Genomic DNA, 15328 nt, shown 5'->3' on the forward strand with positions numbered 1-15328 from the left:
GCCTGGTGTCGCCTGTCCGTTCGGGGTGGGGCCGGGGTGTGGCGGCCCCACCCCGGCTCTCGTGCCGGCGGTGGTCGTCCGGGCTCAGCGGGCGCCGGTGCCGGCCTCCGGCCAGCTGCTGTCGGGGAACTCCCCGCCGGCCGCGCCGCCGGGCAGTACCACCCGGTCGTTCTCGGCCAGCCCTGAGGTGATCTCGACGTACTGGTCGCCCCGGACGCCCGTCTCCACGACCCGCTCGACGCCGCCCTGCACGGTGACCCGGGAGACCCCCGCACTGGTCCTCACCGCCTGGGCCGGGACGTAGAGAGCCTCCGCCGACTTGGCGACGGTCACGGTGACCGAGGCGGTCTGGCCCACCATGAGGTCCGCCGGGGGCTCGTCGAATGCGATCGTGACGCCGTACCTCACCAGGCGGTCCGTGGTGGTCGCGGTGGGGGCGATGCCGGTCACGGTGCCCGTGTACCGCTTCCCCTGCCGGGTGGCCAGGGTGATCGCCGCCTGCTGGCCCAGCTCCAGGCTGCCGATGTCCGACTCGGTGAACAGCGCCTCCACCTGAAGCTCGTCCAGGTCTCCCAGGGTGAGGAACGTCCCGGTGTCCGCGCTGTCGCCGACCGCGCCGGCCACGGACATGACGGTGCCGTCGGCGGGAGCGACGATCCGCACGCCCGCCAGTTCCTCCTTGGCGTCGGTCAGCTCCGCCTGGGCCTGCTTCACGCGGGCCTCGGCCTGCTCCACGCTGAGCGTCCCCCGCCCGGCCCCGCCGGCGGAGGCGCCGGCGCCTCCGCTCTGCCCGGTGTTCGGGGCGGTGCCCTGCTTGGCGGCCTGCCCGGAGTTCCGGCCCGCGCCCGCGCCCGCGCCTGCGTTCGCACCGGTACCGGTACCGGTACCGGCACCGGCACCCGCGCCGGTGTTCGCGCCCGGCTTCGGGGTGGAGCATCCGGTGGGCCCGGGGGTCGGCGTCCTGACGGTGGTGGGCCTGGCGGTCGCCGTCGGCTTGGCCGCGCCGGTGGGGGCGGCTGTCGGGCCGGGGTGGGCCGTCGGTCCTGCGGGCCCACCCGGGCCGGTCGTCGGACCGGAGGGCTGGGCCGTGGGCACCGGCTCCGAGGTCGCGGGCGGCCCGCCACCGTCCGGCCTCGCGGTCACGGTGACCGTCGCGGTGGCCGTCACCGTCACCGTCGGAGCGGCCGTCACGGTGACGGTGACCGTCGGGGCGGGCTGGGGAGAGTCGCCCCCCGGCCGTCCCGCCGATGACGGGGTGGGGGTGGCCGTGGGCGTCACGAGTGAGGTCCGCGTGAGCGCGGCGGCCGTAGTGGAGGAGCGCGCCGGGTCGGGTACGGGCGTCGGGGTGACCGGTGCCGTCATGAGGCGGTATCCGACGGGTGCGATACCAGCGGCCGGGACGACCCGTACCTCCCGCTCCGCTCCGGTCGGCTCGGGCGCCGGGGCCGGGGCGCTCGTCCCGGTCGGTGCGGGGGTGGCGCCCGCCCCCGGAGGCCGCGTCGCGGTGGGCTCGCATCCGGTCTGCCCGGCGGGATCGGACCGGCCGGTCCCGGTCTGGCCCGGTGTCGACTGCTGCTGCTGGGGAGCTCCGCCTGCCGCGTCCCCCGCTGTGCTTCCGGTCGTGCTTCCCGCCTCCTCCAGCGCCTCCTCGGCCGCCGCGAGCTGCGCCTTCGCGGCGGTGTAACGCTCGCGTGCGGGTGCGGAGCCGATCCTGGCGAGCACATCCCCCTTGCTGACCTTTTCCCCGGCCTTGACATAGACCTTCGTGACCGTTCCCGATCCGCCGAAGGCCAGGTTCCGGGTGCCGTCGTCCACGGTGTTGCCCGCGGCCGACACCGCGGCGGTCACCGTCCCGCGCCTGGCGGAGGCCAACTCCACCCGGGGAGCCTGGTCGGAGCCGCCGTCGAGCACGACGATCGCGCCCGCGCCCACCAGGACGAGGGCGGCGAGGGCAAGCCCTCCCACGCGCAGGTTCTTCGACAGATGGGTCGGTCTCATGGCGGACAATCCTGGACCGTCTGATTCACAGCATGCTCACAGGTGCCTGAAGGTTTGCTGTGCATCCTGAGCGGTACGACACGGTCTACAGGAAATCTTCAGCCTTTGTCGGGGTAGGCCCAAGCCTGGTACGCCAGGGTCGAGCGCTGTGAAGCTGTCGACCAAGCGCGGAGCGCTGATCGTGAACGGGACCCTCGGGGTCCTGTTGCTGGGCGGAGCGGTGATCGCCTACTCCTCCCTCGGCGGCGAGGCCTCATCCGCCGACGCCGCGGTGCGGACCGTGCAGGTGACCCGGGCCTCCGTCACCGCCTCCGTCTCCGCCTCGGGGACCGTGGCCAGCGCCCGCGCGCGAGCGCTGGATTTCGCATCGAGCGGCACCGTCGAGAAGATCTACGTCAAGGTGGGGGACAAGGTCACCAAGGGCCAGATCCTCGCCAGGCTGGACGACGACTCGGCGCAGGAGAGCCTGGACGCGGCCGCCGCCGCCCTCGACACCGCGGACGACGACACCTCGACCGCCGCGGCCTACGCCCAGTACATCACGGCCAGGAACACCTACCGGGCCGCGAAGCGCGCTGTGGACGGCACGGTCATCAAGGCGCCGTTCTCCGGTACGGTCACCGCGGTCAACGGCACGGTCGGGGGCTCCTCGGGCGCCTCCGCCAAGGCCACCGGAAACACCGGAAACACCGGCGGCGCGGGCAACTCGGGCAACGCGGCCGGTGCGGGTTCCTCCGGCGGTGCGGCGAGCGGCTCGGGCGGTTTCATCGACATCGCGGACACCGGCAGGCTCCAACTCGTCGGCACCTTCACGGAGTCCGACGTCACCCGGCTCAAGGTCGGCCAGGCGGCCTCCATCGGGTTCGACGCGCTCAACGGCGTCACCGCGGCCGGGAAGGTCACCCAGATCCAGCCGACCGCCACCACCAGCAACAACGTGGTCCAGTACCCGGTGACGATCTCCTTCACCGAGGTGCCGGACGAGGTCAGGCTGGGCCAGACCGCCACGGTCGGGGTCGTCGTCGAGAGCGTGCAGAACGTGCTCGCGCTCTCCTCCACGGTGATCTCCACCACGGGCTCCCGCAGCACGGTGACGGTTCTGCGCGACGGGCAGCAGGTGCCCGTCCAGGTGGAGGCCGGGGTCAAGGGCGACACGCTCACCGAGATCAAATCCGGGCTGAACGAGGGCGACCAGGTGGTCCGCCCGGCGGCCACCGGGACCACCCAGCAGGGCGGCGGCTTCCCCGGCTTCGGGGGCGGGGGCGGCGGTCGCGGTATCGGCGGCGGTGGCGGCCTCGGCGGCGGGGGAGGGGCCGGCAGATGACCGTCCCCGTCCTCTCCCTGAAGGACATCACCAAGGTGTACGGCCGAGGAGACGCCGAGGTCCGGGCGTTGCGCGGTGTCTCGCTCAACGTCGAACGGGGCGACTACGTCGCCATCATGGGCGCCTCCGGGTCCGGCAAGTCCACGCTCATGAACATCCTGGGTTGCCTGGACGTGCCCACTTCGGGCGATTACCACATCGATGGCACCGATGTCGGCTCGCTGGACGAGCGCCGGCTCGCCGTGCTCCGCAACCGGAAGATCGGCTTCGTCTTCCAGTCGTTCAACCTCATCCCCCGGATGAGCGCGCTCGCCAACGTCGAGCTGCCCATGGCGTACGGCGGGGTCGGCGCCGCGGACCGGCGGGCCCGCGCCCTGGCGGCCCTGGAGCAGGTCGGTCTCTCCGACCGGGTCCGCCACGAGCCGAACGAGCTCTCCGGTGGCCAGCAGCAGCGGGTGGCCGTGGCCAGGGCGCTGGTCACCGCGCCCGCCCTCCTCCTCGCCGACGAGCCGACCGGCAACCTCGACACCGCCTCCACCGAGGACGTGCTGGGCATCCTCGACGGGCTCAGCGTCTCAGGCAGGACGATCGTGATCATCACCCATGAGGATGACGTGGCCGCTCACGCCAAGCGGGTCATCCGTCTGGTGGACGGCCGGATCATCGAGGACCGCCGCCAGGCCCCCGTCGACGGGCTCCCGCCCCGCATGCCGGAGGTCATCGCGTGAGCCAACTGGAGATCCTGCGGTTCGCACTTCGCGGGCTGGCCGCGAACAAGCTGCGCAGCTTCCTGACCACGCTCGGCATCCTGATCGGGGTGGCGGCCGTGATCCTGCTGGTCGCCTTCGGCGAGGGAGCCTCACAGAGCATCCAGCAGTCCATCCAGCGGCTCGGCGCCAACACCCTCACCATCTCGGCGTCCTTCGCCGGGGGCGGTGGAGGCGGTGGCGGTTTCGGCGGCGCCGGGGGAGGCCGGGTGAGCGCGGGACAGAACGCCGGCCCGCGTACCCAGGCCAGGCCGCTCACCCTGGAGGACGCCAGAGCGCTGACCGACCGCGAGCAGGTGCCCTCGGTACGGAGCGTGTCGCCCGTGGTGACCGCGAACTCGGCCGCCGCGGTCCACGAGGGCGCCAGCCATACGATCGCGCAGCTCGTGGGCACCTACCCCAGCTACTTCGAGGCGACGAACAAGCCCGTGGAGAGCGGTACCTACTTCGTCAACGACGACGTGATCGCCGCCAGGAAGGTCATGGTGATCGGGCGGACCGTGGCCGAGGGGCTGTTCGGCACCGCCGATCCGGTCGGCAAGCCGGTCAGCGTCTCAGGCGTGCCGTTCACCGTGATCGGGGTGCTCAAGGAGTCGGGCTCCACGGGCATGCAGGACGCCGATGACGTGGCCATCGTGCCGTTGCCCGCCGTGCAGCAGAGCCTGACCGGGTTCGGCGCGCTCGGTTCCATCATCGTGCAGGCGACCGGCGCGGACGCCACCGACTCGGCGCAGGCCGAGGTCACCGCCATACTCAACCAGCGGCACGGCATCACCCCGACGGGCACCGCGGACTACCGGATCCTGAACCAGGCCACCCTGCAGGAGACGGTCAGCTCGACCATCGGGATCTTCACCGCCCTGCTCGGTGCGGTCGCCGCCATCTCCCTGCTGGTCGGCGGCATCGGCATCACCAACATCATGCTGGTCACCGTCACCGAGCGGACCAGGGAGATCGGCATCAGAAAGGCCATCGGCGCGCCCAGGAGCGCCATTCTCGGCCAGTTCCTGCTGGAGGCGACGGTGCTGAGCCTGGTGGGCGGCCTGCTGGGCGTCGCGATCGCGTTCGCCGGCACCCGCTTCACGATCGCCGGGATCTCACCGGTGCTCGTACCGTCCTCGATCGCACTGGCCCTCGGCGTCTCGGTGGGCATCGGGCTGTTCTTCGGCGGCTACCCGGCCAACCGGGCGGCCAAGCTCCGGCCCATCGAGGCCCTGCGCCACGAGTGACCCGTACGGCTTAGGCAAGGAGAGAGACATGGGCGGCAACGCCGACGAGACGGTCCCGGCGGGGAGATCCCTGGAGGGCTCCCCGTTCCGGGGGGACCTGGACAGCGAGCTGGCGGCCCGGCCGCCGCGCCGGCTGTCCACGCTCACCCTCGTGCTGGGCGCCGGGGTGATGCTCGTGGCAGGGGTGATCGTGGGTATCCAGGTGCAGAAGGCGACGGGTGTCACGTCCGGTCCCACCGGTGCCCCGGGAGCCGCGATGCGCCAGGGCGCGGGTCCCGGCGGTTTCAGTGGATACGGCGGTTTTGGAAACGGGCAGCAGGGTGGTCAGGGCGCGGGCCAGGGGCCGGGGCAGGGCGGTGGCGGCCGGGGCGGCATGACCGTCGGCACCGTGCAACGGGTGGAGGGCGAGAAGGTCTACCTCCAGACGACCGACGGATCCGTCGTGACGGTGAACACCACGGACGAGACGTCGGTGCGCCTCACCAAGGAGGGCAAGGTCGCGGATCTCAAGCCCGGTGGCACGGTGGTCGTACAGGGAGCCAGGGCCGAGGACGGCTCGGTCAGCGCGACCGCGATCAACGAGGGGGGCGGCCGACGGTGAGCCGGTTCCCAGGAAACGTTCAGCTTCGGCTGAGCTTCGTTCCAGAGAGGTGAGCGAGCCTCAGGGGGTGCTGGACAGAGTGGAAGCCCGATTACTGGTCGTGGACGACGAACCGAATATCAGGGAGCTGCTCTCGGCCAGCCTGCGACTGTCCGGGTTCGAGGTGGTGACCGCGGTGGACGGTCGGGAGGCCGTGCAGTTCGCCGAGCGCATCCGCCCCGACCTCGTCGTGCTGGACGTGATGCTGCCCGACATGGATGGCTTCGCCGTGGCCGGGCGGCTGCGGGAGATGAGCGGTCAGATGCCGGTGCTCTTCCTCACCGCGCGGGACGGCACCGACGACAAGGTCGCCGGGCTGCGCTTGGCCGACGACTACGTGACCAAGCCGTTCAGCCTGGAGGAGGTGCTCGCCCGCATCCGGGCGGTGCTCCGGCGTACCAGGGGAGACCTCGACCTGCCGGCCCGCCTGCAGGTCGGTGACCTGGAGCTGGACGAGGAGGCGCACCAGGTCTGGCGTTCCGGCGTTCCGGTGCGGCTGTCGCCCACCGAGTTCAAGCTCCTGCACTACTTCATGGTCAACAGCGGCAGGGTGCTGTCCAAGGCACAGATCCTCGACCACGTCTGGAACTACGACTTCGGCGGCGACGCCGGGGTGGTCGAGTCCTACGTCTCCTACCTGCGCCGGAAGGTCGACACGGCCGAGCCGAGGCTCATCCACACCCTCCGCGGGGTGGGGTACGTGCTGCGCCCCCCGCACAGTGATTGAATTTTCAGCCGATATTCAGCGCTACCTGACCTGATTCTGAGTTTTGTGTGTTCAAATAGACACTGCACGACCCCCGATCGCCTCGGAGCCATCCGATGGACTCGGGCTCGCCTCCAGCTGCGGGGGAGACGAGTCCGGCACGGTCCGCGGCTGGGATCCGAGGGCTGGGCCCCACCGCTTTACCGAGTTCGCCCCCGTAACCCGGTCAGGCGGTGGGGCCAATTTCGTTGGAGGGGGTCCCGTCGGCAGGGTTCGCCGCCGTGACCCGGGCGAGCGGTGGCGCCGATCGCGTCTAGAGGGGCATCCTGTCGGGCAGGATCGACCGTATGGGCGACAACGACGGTCTACTGGAGACGTTGCGAGAGTTGCGGCGACATCTCGACCGTGACCTGTTCCCCCTCGCGATCGGCGACGTGACGGCTGACCGCCGGGCACTGCGCGAGCTGACCGGCCAGCTCGACGACTACCTCATCCCCAGGCTGAACGCCATCGACGCCCCGCTGCTCGCCGTCGTCGGCGGCTCCACCGGGGCCGGCAAGTCCACGCTGGTGAACTCCCTGGTCGATGCGGACGTCTCCGAGCCCGGGGTGCTGCGGCCCACGACGATGGCCCCCACCCTGGTCACCAGTCCCGCCGACCGCGACTGGTTCACCGCCCAGAACATCCTGCCCGGCCTGCCCCGGGTCACCGGGAACGGCAGGGGCGAGCCCGGCACGCTCAGGGTCGTCACCACCGAGGCACTCCCGCCGGGACTGGCCCTGCTGGACGCCCCCGACATCGACTCGGTCGTCACCGCCAACCGCGAGCTGGCCGCCCAGCTGCTCGCCGCCGCCGACCTGTGGCTGTTCACCACCACCGCGGCCCGGTACGCCGACGAGGTCCCCTGGAGTTTCCTGCGCTCGGCCAGTGAGCGGAGCACGGCCTTGGCCGTCATCCTCTCCCGGGTGCCGCCGGAGGCACTGGGCGTGGTGCGCAAGGACCTGGCCCGGCTGCTGGAGGCCAACGGTCTGGGCGGAACTCAGCTTTTCGAGGTGCCCGAGCTGGTGCTGCCCGAGGAGAACGCCCGGCTGCCGCGCCAGGCGGTCCGGCCGATCGCCGACTGGCTCACCGCCATCGCCGCCGACTCCCGTTCCCGCGCCGACGTGGTGCGCCACACCCTGTCCGGTGCGCTGGAGAGCCTCTCCACCCGCGTTCCCGCGCTCGCCGGAGCGGTCGAGCGCCAGCACGCCGGGGCCGCCGAACTGCGCTCGATGGCGGACGCCGCCTACGCCGTGGGCCTCGCCTCCTTCGACGAGGGCATGCGAGACGGGTCGCTGCTGAGGGGGGAGGTCCTGGCCCGCTGGCAGGACTTCATCGGGACCGGTGACCTGATGCGCTCCCTGGAGAACCGGGTCGGCCGGCTCAGGGACCGGGTCGTGGCGTTCGTCACCGGGCGGCCCGCGCCGGAGAGCGAGCTGCGGGTCGCGCTGGAGAGCGGGGTGGAGGCACTGATCAGGGCCTCGGCCGACGGTGCCGCCGAGCGCCTGATGGAGTCGTGGTCGTCGCACCCGGCGGGGCGCGCCCTGCTGGAGCGCGAAGGGGTCGCCACCGCGGGGCGTCTCGGCCGGGCCTCCGCCGACCTGCCCGCCAGGGCGCAGGAGGCGGTCAGGGGCTGGCAGTCGTACGTGCTCGACCTGGTCAGAAAGGAGGGGGCGGACAAGCGGACCACCGCCCGCATCACCTCGTTCGGACTCAACGGCGCCGGGCTGCTGCTGATGCTCGCGGTGTTCGCCTCGACCGGTGGCCTGACCGGCATCGAGGTCGGCATCGCCGGAGGCACCAGCGTGCTCAGCCAGAAGGTCCTGGAGGCCGTCTTCGGCGACCAGGCCGTCCGCACCCTCACCGTCAAGGCCCGCTCCGACCTGCGCGCCCGGGTGGCGATCCTGCTCGGTGAGGACGCCGACCGCTTCATCGCCCTCCTGGACGCCGTCCAGCCCCCCGAGAGCACCGCCCCCGCCCTCCGCGCCACCGCGGACGCGGTACGCGAGCACCTGCGCGAACTGCCCGTCGCGAACCGCCGGGCCGCCCTTTCGCCGGGCACAGCCCCAGAAGGCGCGGGTTCCGCCGCTTCCGCCACAACGGCGCCTGAAGAAGGCTCGGAGACCGTACGCGATTCCCGGCGACGGTCCGACGGCGTCCAGCATCCGGCAGAAAGGCCGGATTTCCCGCACGCGACCGGTGGACCCGGTCATTCGCGCTCGCCGGGCGGATCCGGCGGTGCTCCACGGGCGGACGGTGACCCTGATTCTCCGCGTCCGCCGGGCGGACCTGATGGTGTTCCGCGCGTGAGCGGACCTGATGACGGGGGCCGGCGGGCTCCCGGCGCGGGAGAGGCGGGCGAGGAGTGAAGCTGCTGCGACGGGAGAAGGCGATCTCGCTGGACGACCGGCTGGCGGCGCTGGCGCGGGCCGCCGACCTGGCCGACGGGCGGCTGGACGCCGAGGCGGTCGCCGCGGCGCGTTCGGTGGTCTCCCGCGCCGGAGTACGGGCAAGCCTGTCGGTCGACCACACCGCGGTCGCGCTGGCCGGAGCCACCGGCAGCGGTAAGTCCTCGCTGTTCAACCTGCTGTCCGGTACCTCGCTCGCCACGGTCGGGGTCACCCGGCCGACCACCTCGACCGCCCAGGCCGCCCTCTGGGAGGGCGGCGGGGCGGGACCGCTGCTCGACTGGCTGGGTGTCCCCCGCCGCCACGAGCTTCTCGACACCTCAGGCCCGGCCGGTGTCACCCCCGAGAGGGATCGCGAGATCCGCTCCGCCGACGTCGCCCGGGAGGAGTTCGACTCTGGGAAGCACGAGCTTCTCGACGTTCCCGGCTCCGGCGTTTCCGAGGGTGGTCGCGAGATCCGTTCCGCCGGCCCCGTCCCCGATGCTCCCGTGCCCGTCGGTCAGCTGTCCGGGATGGGCGGGGAGGCCGCGGGACTGATCCTGCTCGACCTGCCCGACCACGACTCGATCGAGCCTTCGCACCGGCTGGAGGTCGACCGGCTCGTCGAGCTGGTGGACCTGCTGGTCTGGGTGCTCGATCCGCAGAAGTACGCCGACGCGGCGGTCCACGACCGCTACCTCAGGCCGCTGGCCCGGCACCGGGAGGTCATGGTCGTCGTCCTCAACCAGATCGACCGGCTCTCCCCGGCCGCCGCCGAGCGGTGCCTGAAAGACCTCCGGCGACTCCTCGACACCGACGGGCTGGCCGGGGTGCCGGTGATCGGGGTCTCCGCCCGCACCGGCGCGGGCATCCCCGAGCTGCGCTCCCTGCTCGCCTCCCGGGTCGCCGACCGGCGGTCCTGGGCCGCACGTCTCGCCGCCGACACCGGCATGGCCGCCGACGCGCTTGGAGAGGCGTCCAGCGCCACCACTCCGGGGGAGAACCCCTCGATGGACAATCTGGTGAAGCCGCTGAGGGACGCGCTGTCGGAGGCCGCCGGGGTGCCGGCCGTCGTCGAGGCCGTGGCCAGGTCCTACCGGCACCGCTCGGTCGCCGCCACGGGATGGCCGCCCACCCGGTGGATCCGCCGCCTGCGGCCCGACCCGCTCCGCCGCCTCCGCCTGGACGCCACCAGCCGCGTCTCCGGGGAGTCGGGGGAGCAGGGGGACATCGTCGGGAGGACCTCGATCCCGGTGGCGACGGTCGTCCAGCGCTCCCGGATGGACAACGCGATCAGGGAGGCCGCGAGAAGCGCCTCGGCCGGGCTGCCCGCGCCGTGGACGGCGGCCGTGCGGCAGGCGGCGAGGTCACACGGGGACGAGCTGGAGGACGGCCTGGACCGAGCGGTCGCCACCACCTCTCTCGGTGCCGCCCGGCGGCCCCTGTGGTGGCGGCTGGCCGGGCTGGCACAGTGGCTGGCGCTGGCGACGGTGCTCGCCGGAGGGGCCTGGCTGCTCGCCCTGGTCGCCATCGACTACCTACGACTTCCGCAGCTCTACCTGCCGACCGCGGGAGAGCTGCCCTGGCCGACCACGCTGCTGATCGGGGGTGTCCTGCTCGGCCTGCTGATCGCGCTGCTCTCCCGGGTGGCCTCCTGGCTCGGCGGCCGGCGCCGCGCCCGCAGGGCGGCGAGGGCGCTGCGGGCGAGTGTCGACCGGGTCGCCCGTGAGCTGGTGCTCGACCCCATGGAGGAGGAGCTGTCCCGATATCACCGCTTCGCCGAAGCGGTCACGCTGGCCCGGAACGGGACTCGCAGGTGAGGTGATCTCTCAGGAGAGAAGGTGCGCTCTGGGGGCGAGCGCCTCCCGGTAGAAGGGGACGGACCCGGAGAAGGGAGATCGGTGTCCGTCACGCAGGAGGCGCTCAGTTGGGTCCTCACCGCGGGCGCCGGGCCGGTCGGTGCCGGTCGGGGCGTCAGGTGAGGGGCGGATCAGGCGACGAGGTTGACGTAGTACGTGGAGTAGCCGTTCATGTCGATCAGACGGGTGCCCACGCGCCTGGCTGCGGTGCTGCCGATGTTGATGCAGGAGTCGAAGGCGTTCTGATAGACGTACATCGGGCCGTAGGCACCGGTCCAGACGGCCCCGTTGGCGGCCTCGGCGTAGTAGGCGGCGTAGCGGTTGTTGGTGTTGAGGACGAACGCCTCGCCGCCCGGGTCGATGGCCCACCAGCCCCGGGTGCCCCACTGACCGTAGTCGCGGCAGCCGTCGGGGCTGTAGAACATGATCGCGACCCAAACCTTGGAGCCGTAGCGGTTACGGAAACGCAGCTGCATGTCTACTCCTCCGCTTCCGTGAACCGCAGGGCGAGGGGCCTGTCGTCAAGCGCCTCGCCGGCCACCGGGGGAAGGTGGTCGTCGCTCTTCGCGACGACCGCGACGCGGTCGGCCGCTCCCGGCCGCTCGCTCGTCTCTCCCGTGCTGGCCGCCGTGGCGTCCGCGAACGCCACCCGGGGGTCCGGGGGATGTTCGGTGCCGTTGTCCGGCATGGTTGCTCACCTACATTCGTTTGAGTGCGTAGGGTGATCGGGCAACAACATACAGTCATACCCAAGGTCATGTAAAGAATCGTTTTCATTTCCACGGCGGGTATGGCGGGGGAACGGGTTCGACGAGACGGCGGATCTCGGAGCGGGGCCGGGAGGGCGCCGTCGACTTCTCCTTGATCCGGGTGTTTCCGCACGCCCCGGTGTGCGGAAACACCCGGATCATCAAGGAAAGAGCGTCTGGTCGCCTGCCTGCTGTCCGCGAATCAGGAAAACGCGACCGGCTCAGCCGATGTCGATGACCGCCTTGCCGTGCAGTCTGCGGCCACGGAGGGCCTCGACCGCCTCGGCTGTCTTGTCCCAGCCGCCCCGCCAGGAGATCTGCGGGTCCAGGCGGCCGGCCGCGACCTGCCCGGCCAGCCAGGTCAGGTCCGGTGCCAGGCCCGAGCAGGCGAGCAGGAAGAAGGTGACGATCGAGCGGTCGTGGCGGCCCTGGTCGCCGAACAGCGCCCCGAACGGGAAGTGCTCGCCCTCGCTGGTCGCGTGCCCGACGGACACGAGTGTGCCGCCCTCGACAAGCTTGTCGAAGCCGTCCACGAGTTGGCGTCCGCCGACCAGTTCGACGATGCCGTTCACCGGGGCGTCGATCTCGGATGGGCCGGCCACCACCTCGTGCGCGCCCAGTGCCCGCAGGCTGTTCTCGTGCGCTCCCGGGTCACCGGTGGACGCCACCACGTGCGCGCCGCCGAGCCGGGCGAGCTGCACGGCGTACCGTCCGACCCCGCCGGTGGCGCCGGTGATCAGCACCCGCTTTCCGACGATCGGGCCAGGCCGACGCAGGGCGCGCAGTGCGCTGGCGCCCGCCACCGGGACGGTGCCGACCGCGCCGAGGTCGGCACCTTGCGGCACCGTGCCGATCAGCTCCGTGTCGACGGCGCGCAACTCGGCCCACGCGCCGTCGGCGGCGAGCGTCACCACCGGGGTGCCCGCGGCCGGGCCGGAGCCGTCGGCGGCGGCTCGCTCCACCACCCCGGCCGCGTCCCAGCCCGGCACGCTGCCCTCGGGCGCGTTGTCCAGGCCGAACTTGACCTCGCCGTAGTTGAGGGAGGTCGCCGTCACCCTGATCAGCGCCTGGCCGGGGGAGGGAGCGGGGTCGGGGGCCTCGCCGGATCGCAGCCCGCCGGACAGGGAACGGTCGACAAGCAGAGCACGCATGGGTCATGAACCTTTCGCGAGGACGTTGGTGATCACCATAATGCCACTGAGTGGCATAAGCCTATAAGGGGCATTTATATCTCGCTAGACTGGCCGCGATGACCACCTCGCCCTCACCGACCACCCCGGCCGACCGGCTGCCGCTGCGCGAGCGCAAGAAGCTCCGCACCCGCCAGGCGCTGATCGACACCGCTCTGGAACTGTTCACCGAGCGAGGTTTCGACGGCACGACACTCGACGAGCTCTGCGCGGCGGTCGAGATCTCCAAGCGCACCTTCTTCCGTACCTTCAGCAGTAAGGAAGACGTGGCGATGGCGCCCGTCCACGACCTGTGGACCGTCTTCCTCGACGACCTCGAATCCCGTGAACCCGGTGGCCGCCCCGTCCTGGAGATGCTTCAGGACGCCCTGCTCGCCGCCCTCGACCGGATGACCGCCGAGGGCTGGGAGAACCGTGTTCGGCTCAGTCGCCGACTCGCGGAGAAAACCCCCTCGATGGACGCGCACGGCCTGCACTTCTGCGACCGCACCAGCCGCGCCGCACTCGCGGTCCTGCACCGCAGGTTCAACCTGGCCGACCCGCACGACCTGCGCCCCAGGCTCGCCCTCGACATGCTCGTCGCCGCGTTCCACTGCGCCCTGGAGACATGGATATCCCGGCCCGGTGCCCCCACCCGCGCCGAACTGGCCGCCCACACCCGCGACGCCTTCACCGCGATCCCGGGCAGCCTCACGCTGACCCTCGGCCTACGGGAGGAAGCTCAGACACCCTCGTAGAGACGGGTCAGGTCAACGAGTTGTACGTCCGCGCGGGTCTGCGCGGTTTCCTGCTTCCCTGTCAAGTAGGTGTGTTGAAGTTCAAAGCCTTCGTGTCTTCGTCATCTGCGGGGTTGAGGAACAGCGGGACAGTCATTGGCGGTAAACCGCTGCGTCGCAGGTCGCGGAAGACTGTGCAGGGCGTCGGGGCGGTGTCTTCCGGAGCCGCGCCCTCACTTCAGCGGGCTCTGACCGCCTGGCCCTTCCGCATTCGACCAGCTCACCGCCACAACGAGAAACAAGATCTTTCTCACCGCCAACGACTGCCCCGCTGTTCCTCGACTCCGACGCCCCCGGGGGCCGCGCTAAGCAAGTTGGTAGATAAACCGGAGTTACCGATCCGAGGGCGGATCGGCCCCCTCGCCGCCGGCCTCGGGGCGCCGGGGCCAAGGAGGATCGGGCCGGATTTTGGCGGTAAGGCTGAAGCGGTGATGATCTACTGGGTCAGCGGGTCGGCCACAACTTCACGCTGTTGTCGCTGCTGCTGGTGGCGAGGGTTTCGCCGTCCGGGCTGAAGGCCACCGAGGTGACCCAGTCGGTGTGGTCGGTGAGGGTGGCAATGGCGTGGCGGCCGGCCACGTCCCACAACCGCACCGTGCCGTTGAAGCTGCCATTGGCGAGGGTTGTGCCGTCCGGGCTGAAGGCCACCGAGAAGACCATGTCGGTGTGGCCGGTGAGGGCGGCAACGGTTTCGCGGCCGGCCACGTCCCACAACCGCACCGTGCCGCCGGCGCTGCTGGTGGCGAGGGTTTCGCCGTCCGGGCTGAAGGCCACCGACCAGACATCGCCGGTGTGGCCGGTGAGGGTGGCAATGATTTCGCGGCCGGCCACTTCCCACAACTTCGCGCTCTTGTCGGCGCTGCTGGTGGCGAGGGTTGTGCCGTCCGGGCTGAAGGCCACCGACTCGATGATGCTGGTGTGGCCGGTGAGGGTGGCAATGGTTTTGCGGCCGGCTACGTCCCACAACCTCACGCTGTTGTCGCGGCTGCCGGTGGCGAGGGTTTCGCCGTCCGGGCTGAAGGCCACCGAGGTGACAGCGCTGGTGTGGCCGGTGAGGGTGGCAATGCTGTGGCGGCCGGCCACGTCCCACAACCGCACCGTGTCGTCGCGGCTGCCGGTGGCGAGGGTTGTGCCGTCCGGGCTGAAGGCCACCGAGAAGACCATGTCGGTGTGGCCGGTGAGGGTGGCAATGCTGTGGCGGCCGGCCACGCCCCACAACCGCACCGTGTTGTCGTGGCTGCCGGTGGCGAGGGTTGTGCCGTCTGGGCTGAAGGCCACCGAGTAGACCGGGTCGGTGTGGCCGGTGAGGGTGGCGCTCGGTGATCGGCGCTGCTGCGGAGGGGTCGTATTCACCCCCGTAGGTGTAGAAGATTACGCTTGAGATTGACTTGTATACCTCTGCATCACCTTCTGCCCGCCCAGGCCGAGCAGCTCGCCGGAGGCAAACAGCTTCGGAGCGCGGCCGTGTCGGGCGGGCCCGGCATTACTGCCCAGACCTCGATGTGCGCCCCGGAAAACCAGGCCTTACCCCGGGGTTGAGGAACAGCGGGACAGTCATTGGCGGTAAACCGCTGCGTCGCAGGTCGCGGAAGACTGTGCAGGGCGTCGGGGCGGTGCCTTCCGGAGCCGCGCCCTCACTTCAGCGGGCTCTGACCGCCTGACCC

At 71.4% G+C, this 15328-nt stretch carries 13 protein-coding genes; 8 read left to right on the forward strand and 5 right to left on the reverse strand.

Going from position 1 to position 15328, the window contains the following annotated elements; genetic code table 11:
• Positions 1–84: 84 nt before the first annotated feature.
• On the reverse strand, positions 85–1998 hold the full coding sequence (locus tag ABZU75_RS23180) for an efflux RND transporter periplasmic adaptor subunit (protein WP_355557717.1): 1914 nt from the start codon (positions 1996–1998) through the stop codon (positions 85–87).
• A gap of 148 nt (positions 1999–2146) precedes the next feature.
• Between ABZU75_RS23180 and ABZU75_RS23185 the strand changes: the two genes are divergently transcribed.
• The 7 genes from ABZU75_RS23185 to ABZU75_RS23215 all read left to right on the forward strand — a co-directional run bounded on the left by ABZU75_RS23185 (position 2147) and on the right by ABZU75_RS23215 (position 10910).
• Positions 2147–3322: a biotin/lipoyl-binding protein gene (locus ABZU75_RS23185; protein ID WP_355557720.1), complete on the forward strand. Its 1176-nt coding sequence runs from the start codon at positions 2147–2149 to the stop codon at positions 3320–3322.
• Positions 3319–4050 (forward strand): ABC transporter ATP-binding protein, encoded by a 732-nt coding sequence (locus tag ABZU75_RS23190; protein ID WP_355557723.1) that lies wholly within the window; start codon positions 3319–3321, stop codon positions 4048–4050. The genes ABZU75_RS23185 and ABZU75_RS23190 overlap by 4 nt, the downstream gene beginning before the upstream one ends.
• Positions 4047–5318: an ABC transporter permease gene (locus ABZU75_RS23195; protein ID WP_355557726.1), complete on the forward strand. Its 1272-nt coding sequence runs from the start codon at positions 4047–4049 to the stop codon at positions 5316–5318. The genes ABZU75_RS23190 and ABZU75_RS23195 overlap by 4 nt, the downstream gene beginning before the upstream one ends.
• Positions 5319–5346: 28 nt before the next feature.
• Positions 5347–5919, forward strand: a complete 573-nt coding sequence (locus tag ABZU75_RS23200; RefSeq protein WP_355557729.1) for a hypothetical protein — start codon at positions 5347–5349, stop codon at positions 5917–5919.
• A 49-nt stretch (positions 5920–5968) separates the two neighbouring features.
• On the forward strand, positions 5969–6685 hold the full coding sequence (locus tag ABZU75_RS23205; protein WP_355557732.1) for a response regulator transcription factor: 717 nt from the start codon (positions 5969–5971) through the stop codon (positions 6683–6685).
• A 326-nt stretch (positions 6686–7011) separates the two neighbouring features.
• Positions 7012–9072 (forward strand): ABC transporter, encoded by a 2061-nt coding sequence (locus ABZU75_RS23210; RefSeq protein WP_355557735.1) that lies wholly within the window; start codon positions 7012–7014, stop codon positions 9070–9072.
• Positions 9069–10910 carry a GTPase gene (locus ABZU75_RS23215; protein ID WP_355557739.1) on the forward strand — a complete coding sequence of 614 codons (1842 nt, stop codon included), beginning with the start codon at positions 9069–9071 and terminating at the stop codon, positions 10908–10910. The genes ABZU75_RS23210 and ABZU75_RS23215 overlap by 4 nt, the downstream gene beginning before the upstream one ends.
• A 170-nt stretch (positions 10911–11080) precedes the next feature.
• On the opposite strand, the gene ABZU75_RS23220 is transcribed toward ABZU75_RS23215, so the two are convergent.
• From ABZU75_RS23220 to ABZU75_RS23230, 3 genes are all read right to left on the reverse strand, one after another.
• A complete protein-coding gene (locus tag ABZU75_RS23220) occupies positions 11081–11425 on the reverse strand; it encodes a DUF1036 domain-containing protein (protein WP_343974979.1) in 345 nt (114 codons plus the stop codon).
• Positions 11426–11427: 2 nt separating this feature from the next.
• Complete coding sequence (locus ABZU75_RS23225) at positions 11428–11637, reverse strand: hypothetical protein (RefSeq protein WP_343974976.1); 210 nt, start codon at positions 11635–11637, stop codon at positions 11428–11430.
• A gap of 282 nt (positions 11638–11919) precedes the next feature.
• Positions 11920–12849: a zinc-binding dehydrogenase gene (locus tag ABZU75_RS23230; RefSeq protein WP_355557743.1), complete on the reverse strand. Its 930-nt coding sequence runs from the start codon at positions 12847–12849 to the stop codon at positions 11920–11922.
• A 98-nt stretch (positions 12850–12947) separates the two neighbouring features.
• On the opposite strand from ABZU75_RS23230, the gene ABZU75_RS23235 reads away from it, so the two are divergent.
• On the forward strand, positions 12948–13625 hold the full coding sequence (locus ABZU75_RS23235; protein WP_355557746.1) for a TetR family transcriptional regulator: 678 nt from the start codon (positions 12948–12950) through the stop codon (positions 13623–13625).
• A 483-nt stretch (positions 13626–14108) separates the two neighbouring features.
• Here the strand turns inward: ABZU75_RS23235 and ABZU75_RS23240 are convergent, their stop codons facing one another.
• A complete protein-coding gene (locus tag ABZU75_RS23240) occupies positions 14109–15017 on the reverse strand; it encodes a WD40 repeat domain-containing protein (RefSeq protein WP_355557749.1) in 909 nt (302 codons plus the stop codon).
• Positions 15018–15328 lie beyond the last annotated feature (311 nt).

The sequence above is a fragment of the Streptosporangium sp. NPDC005286 genome (assembly GCF_040607515.1).
In the GTDB taxonomy this organism is placed as follows: domain Bacteria; phylum Actinomycetota; class Actinomycetes; order Streptosporangiales; family Streptosporangiaceae; genus Streptosporangium.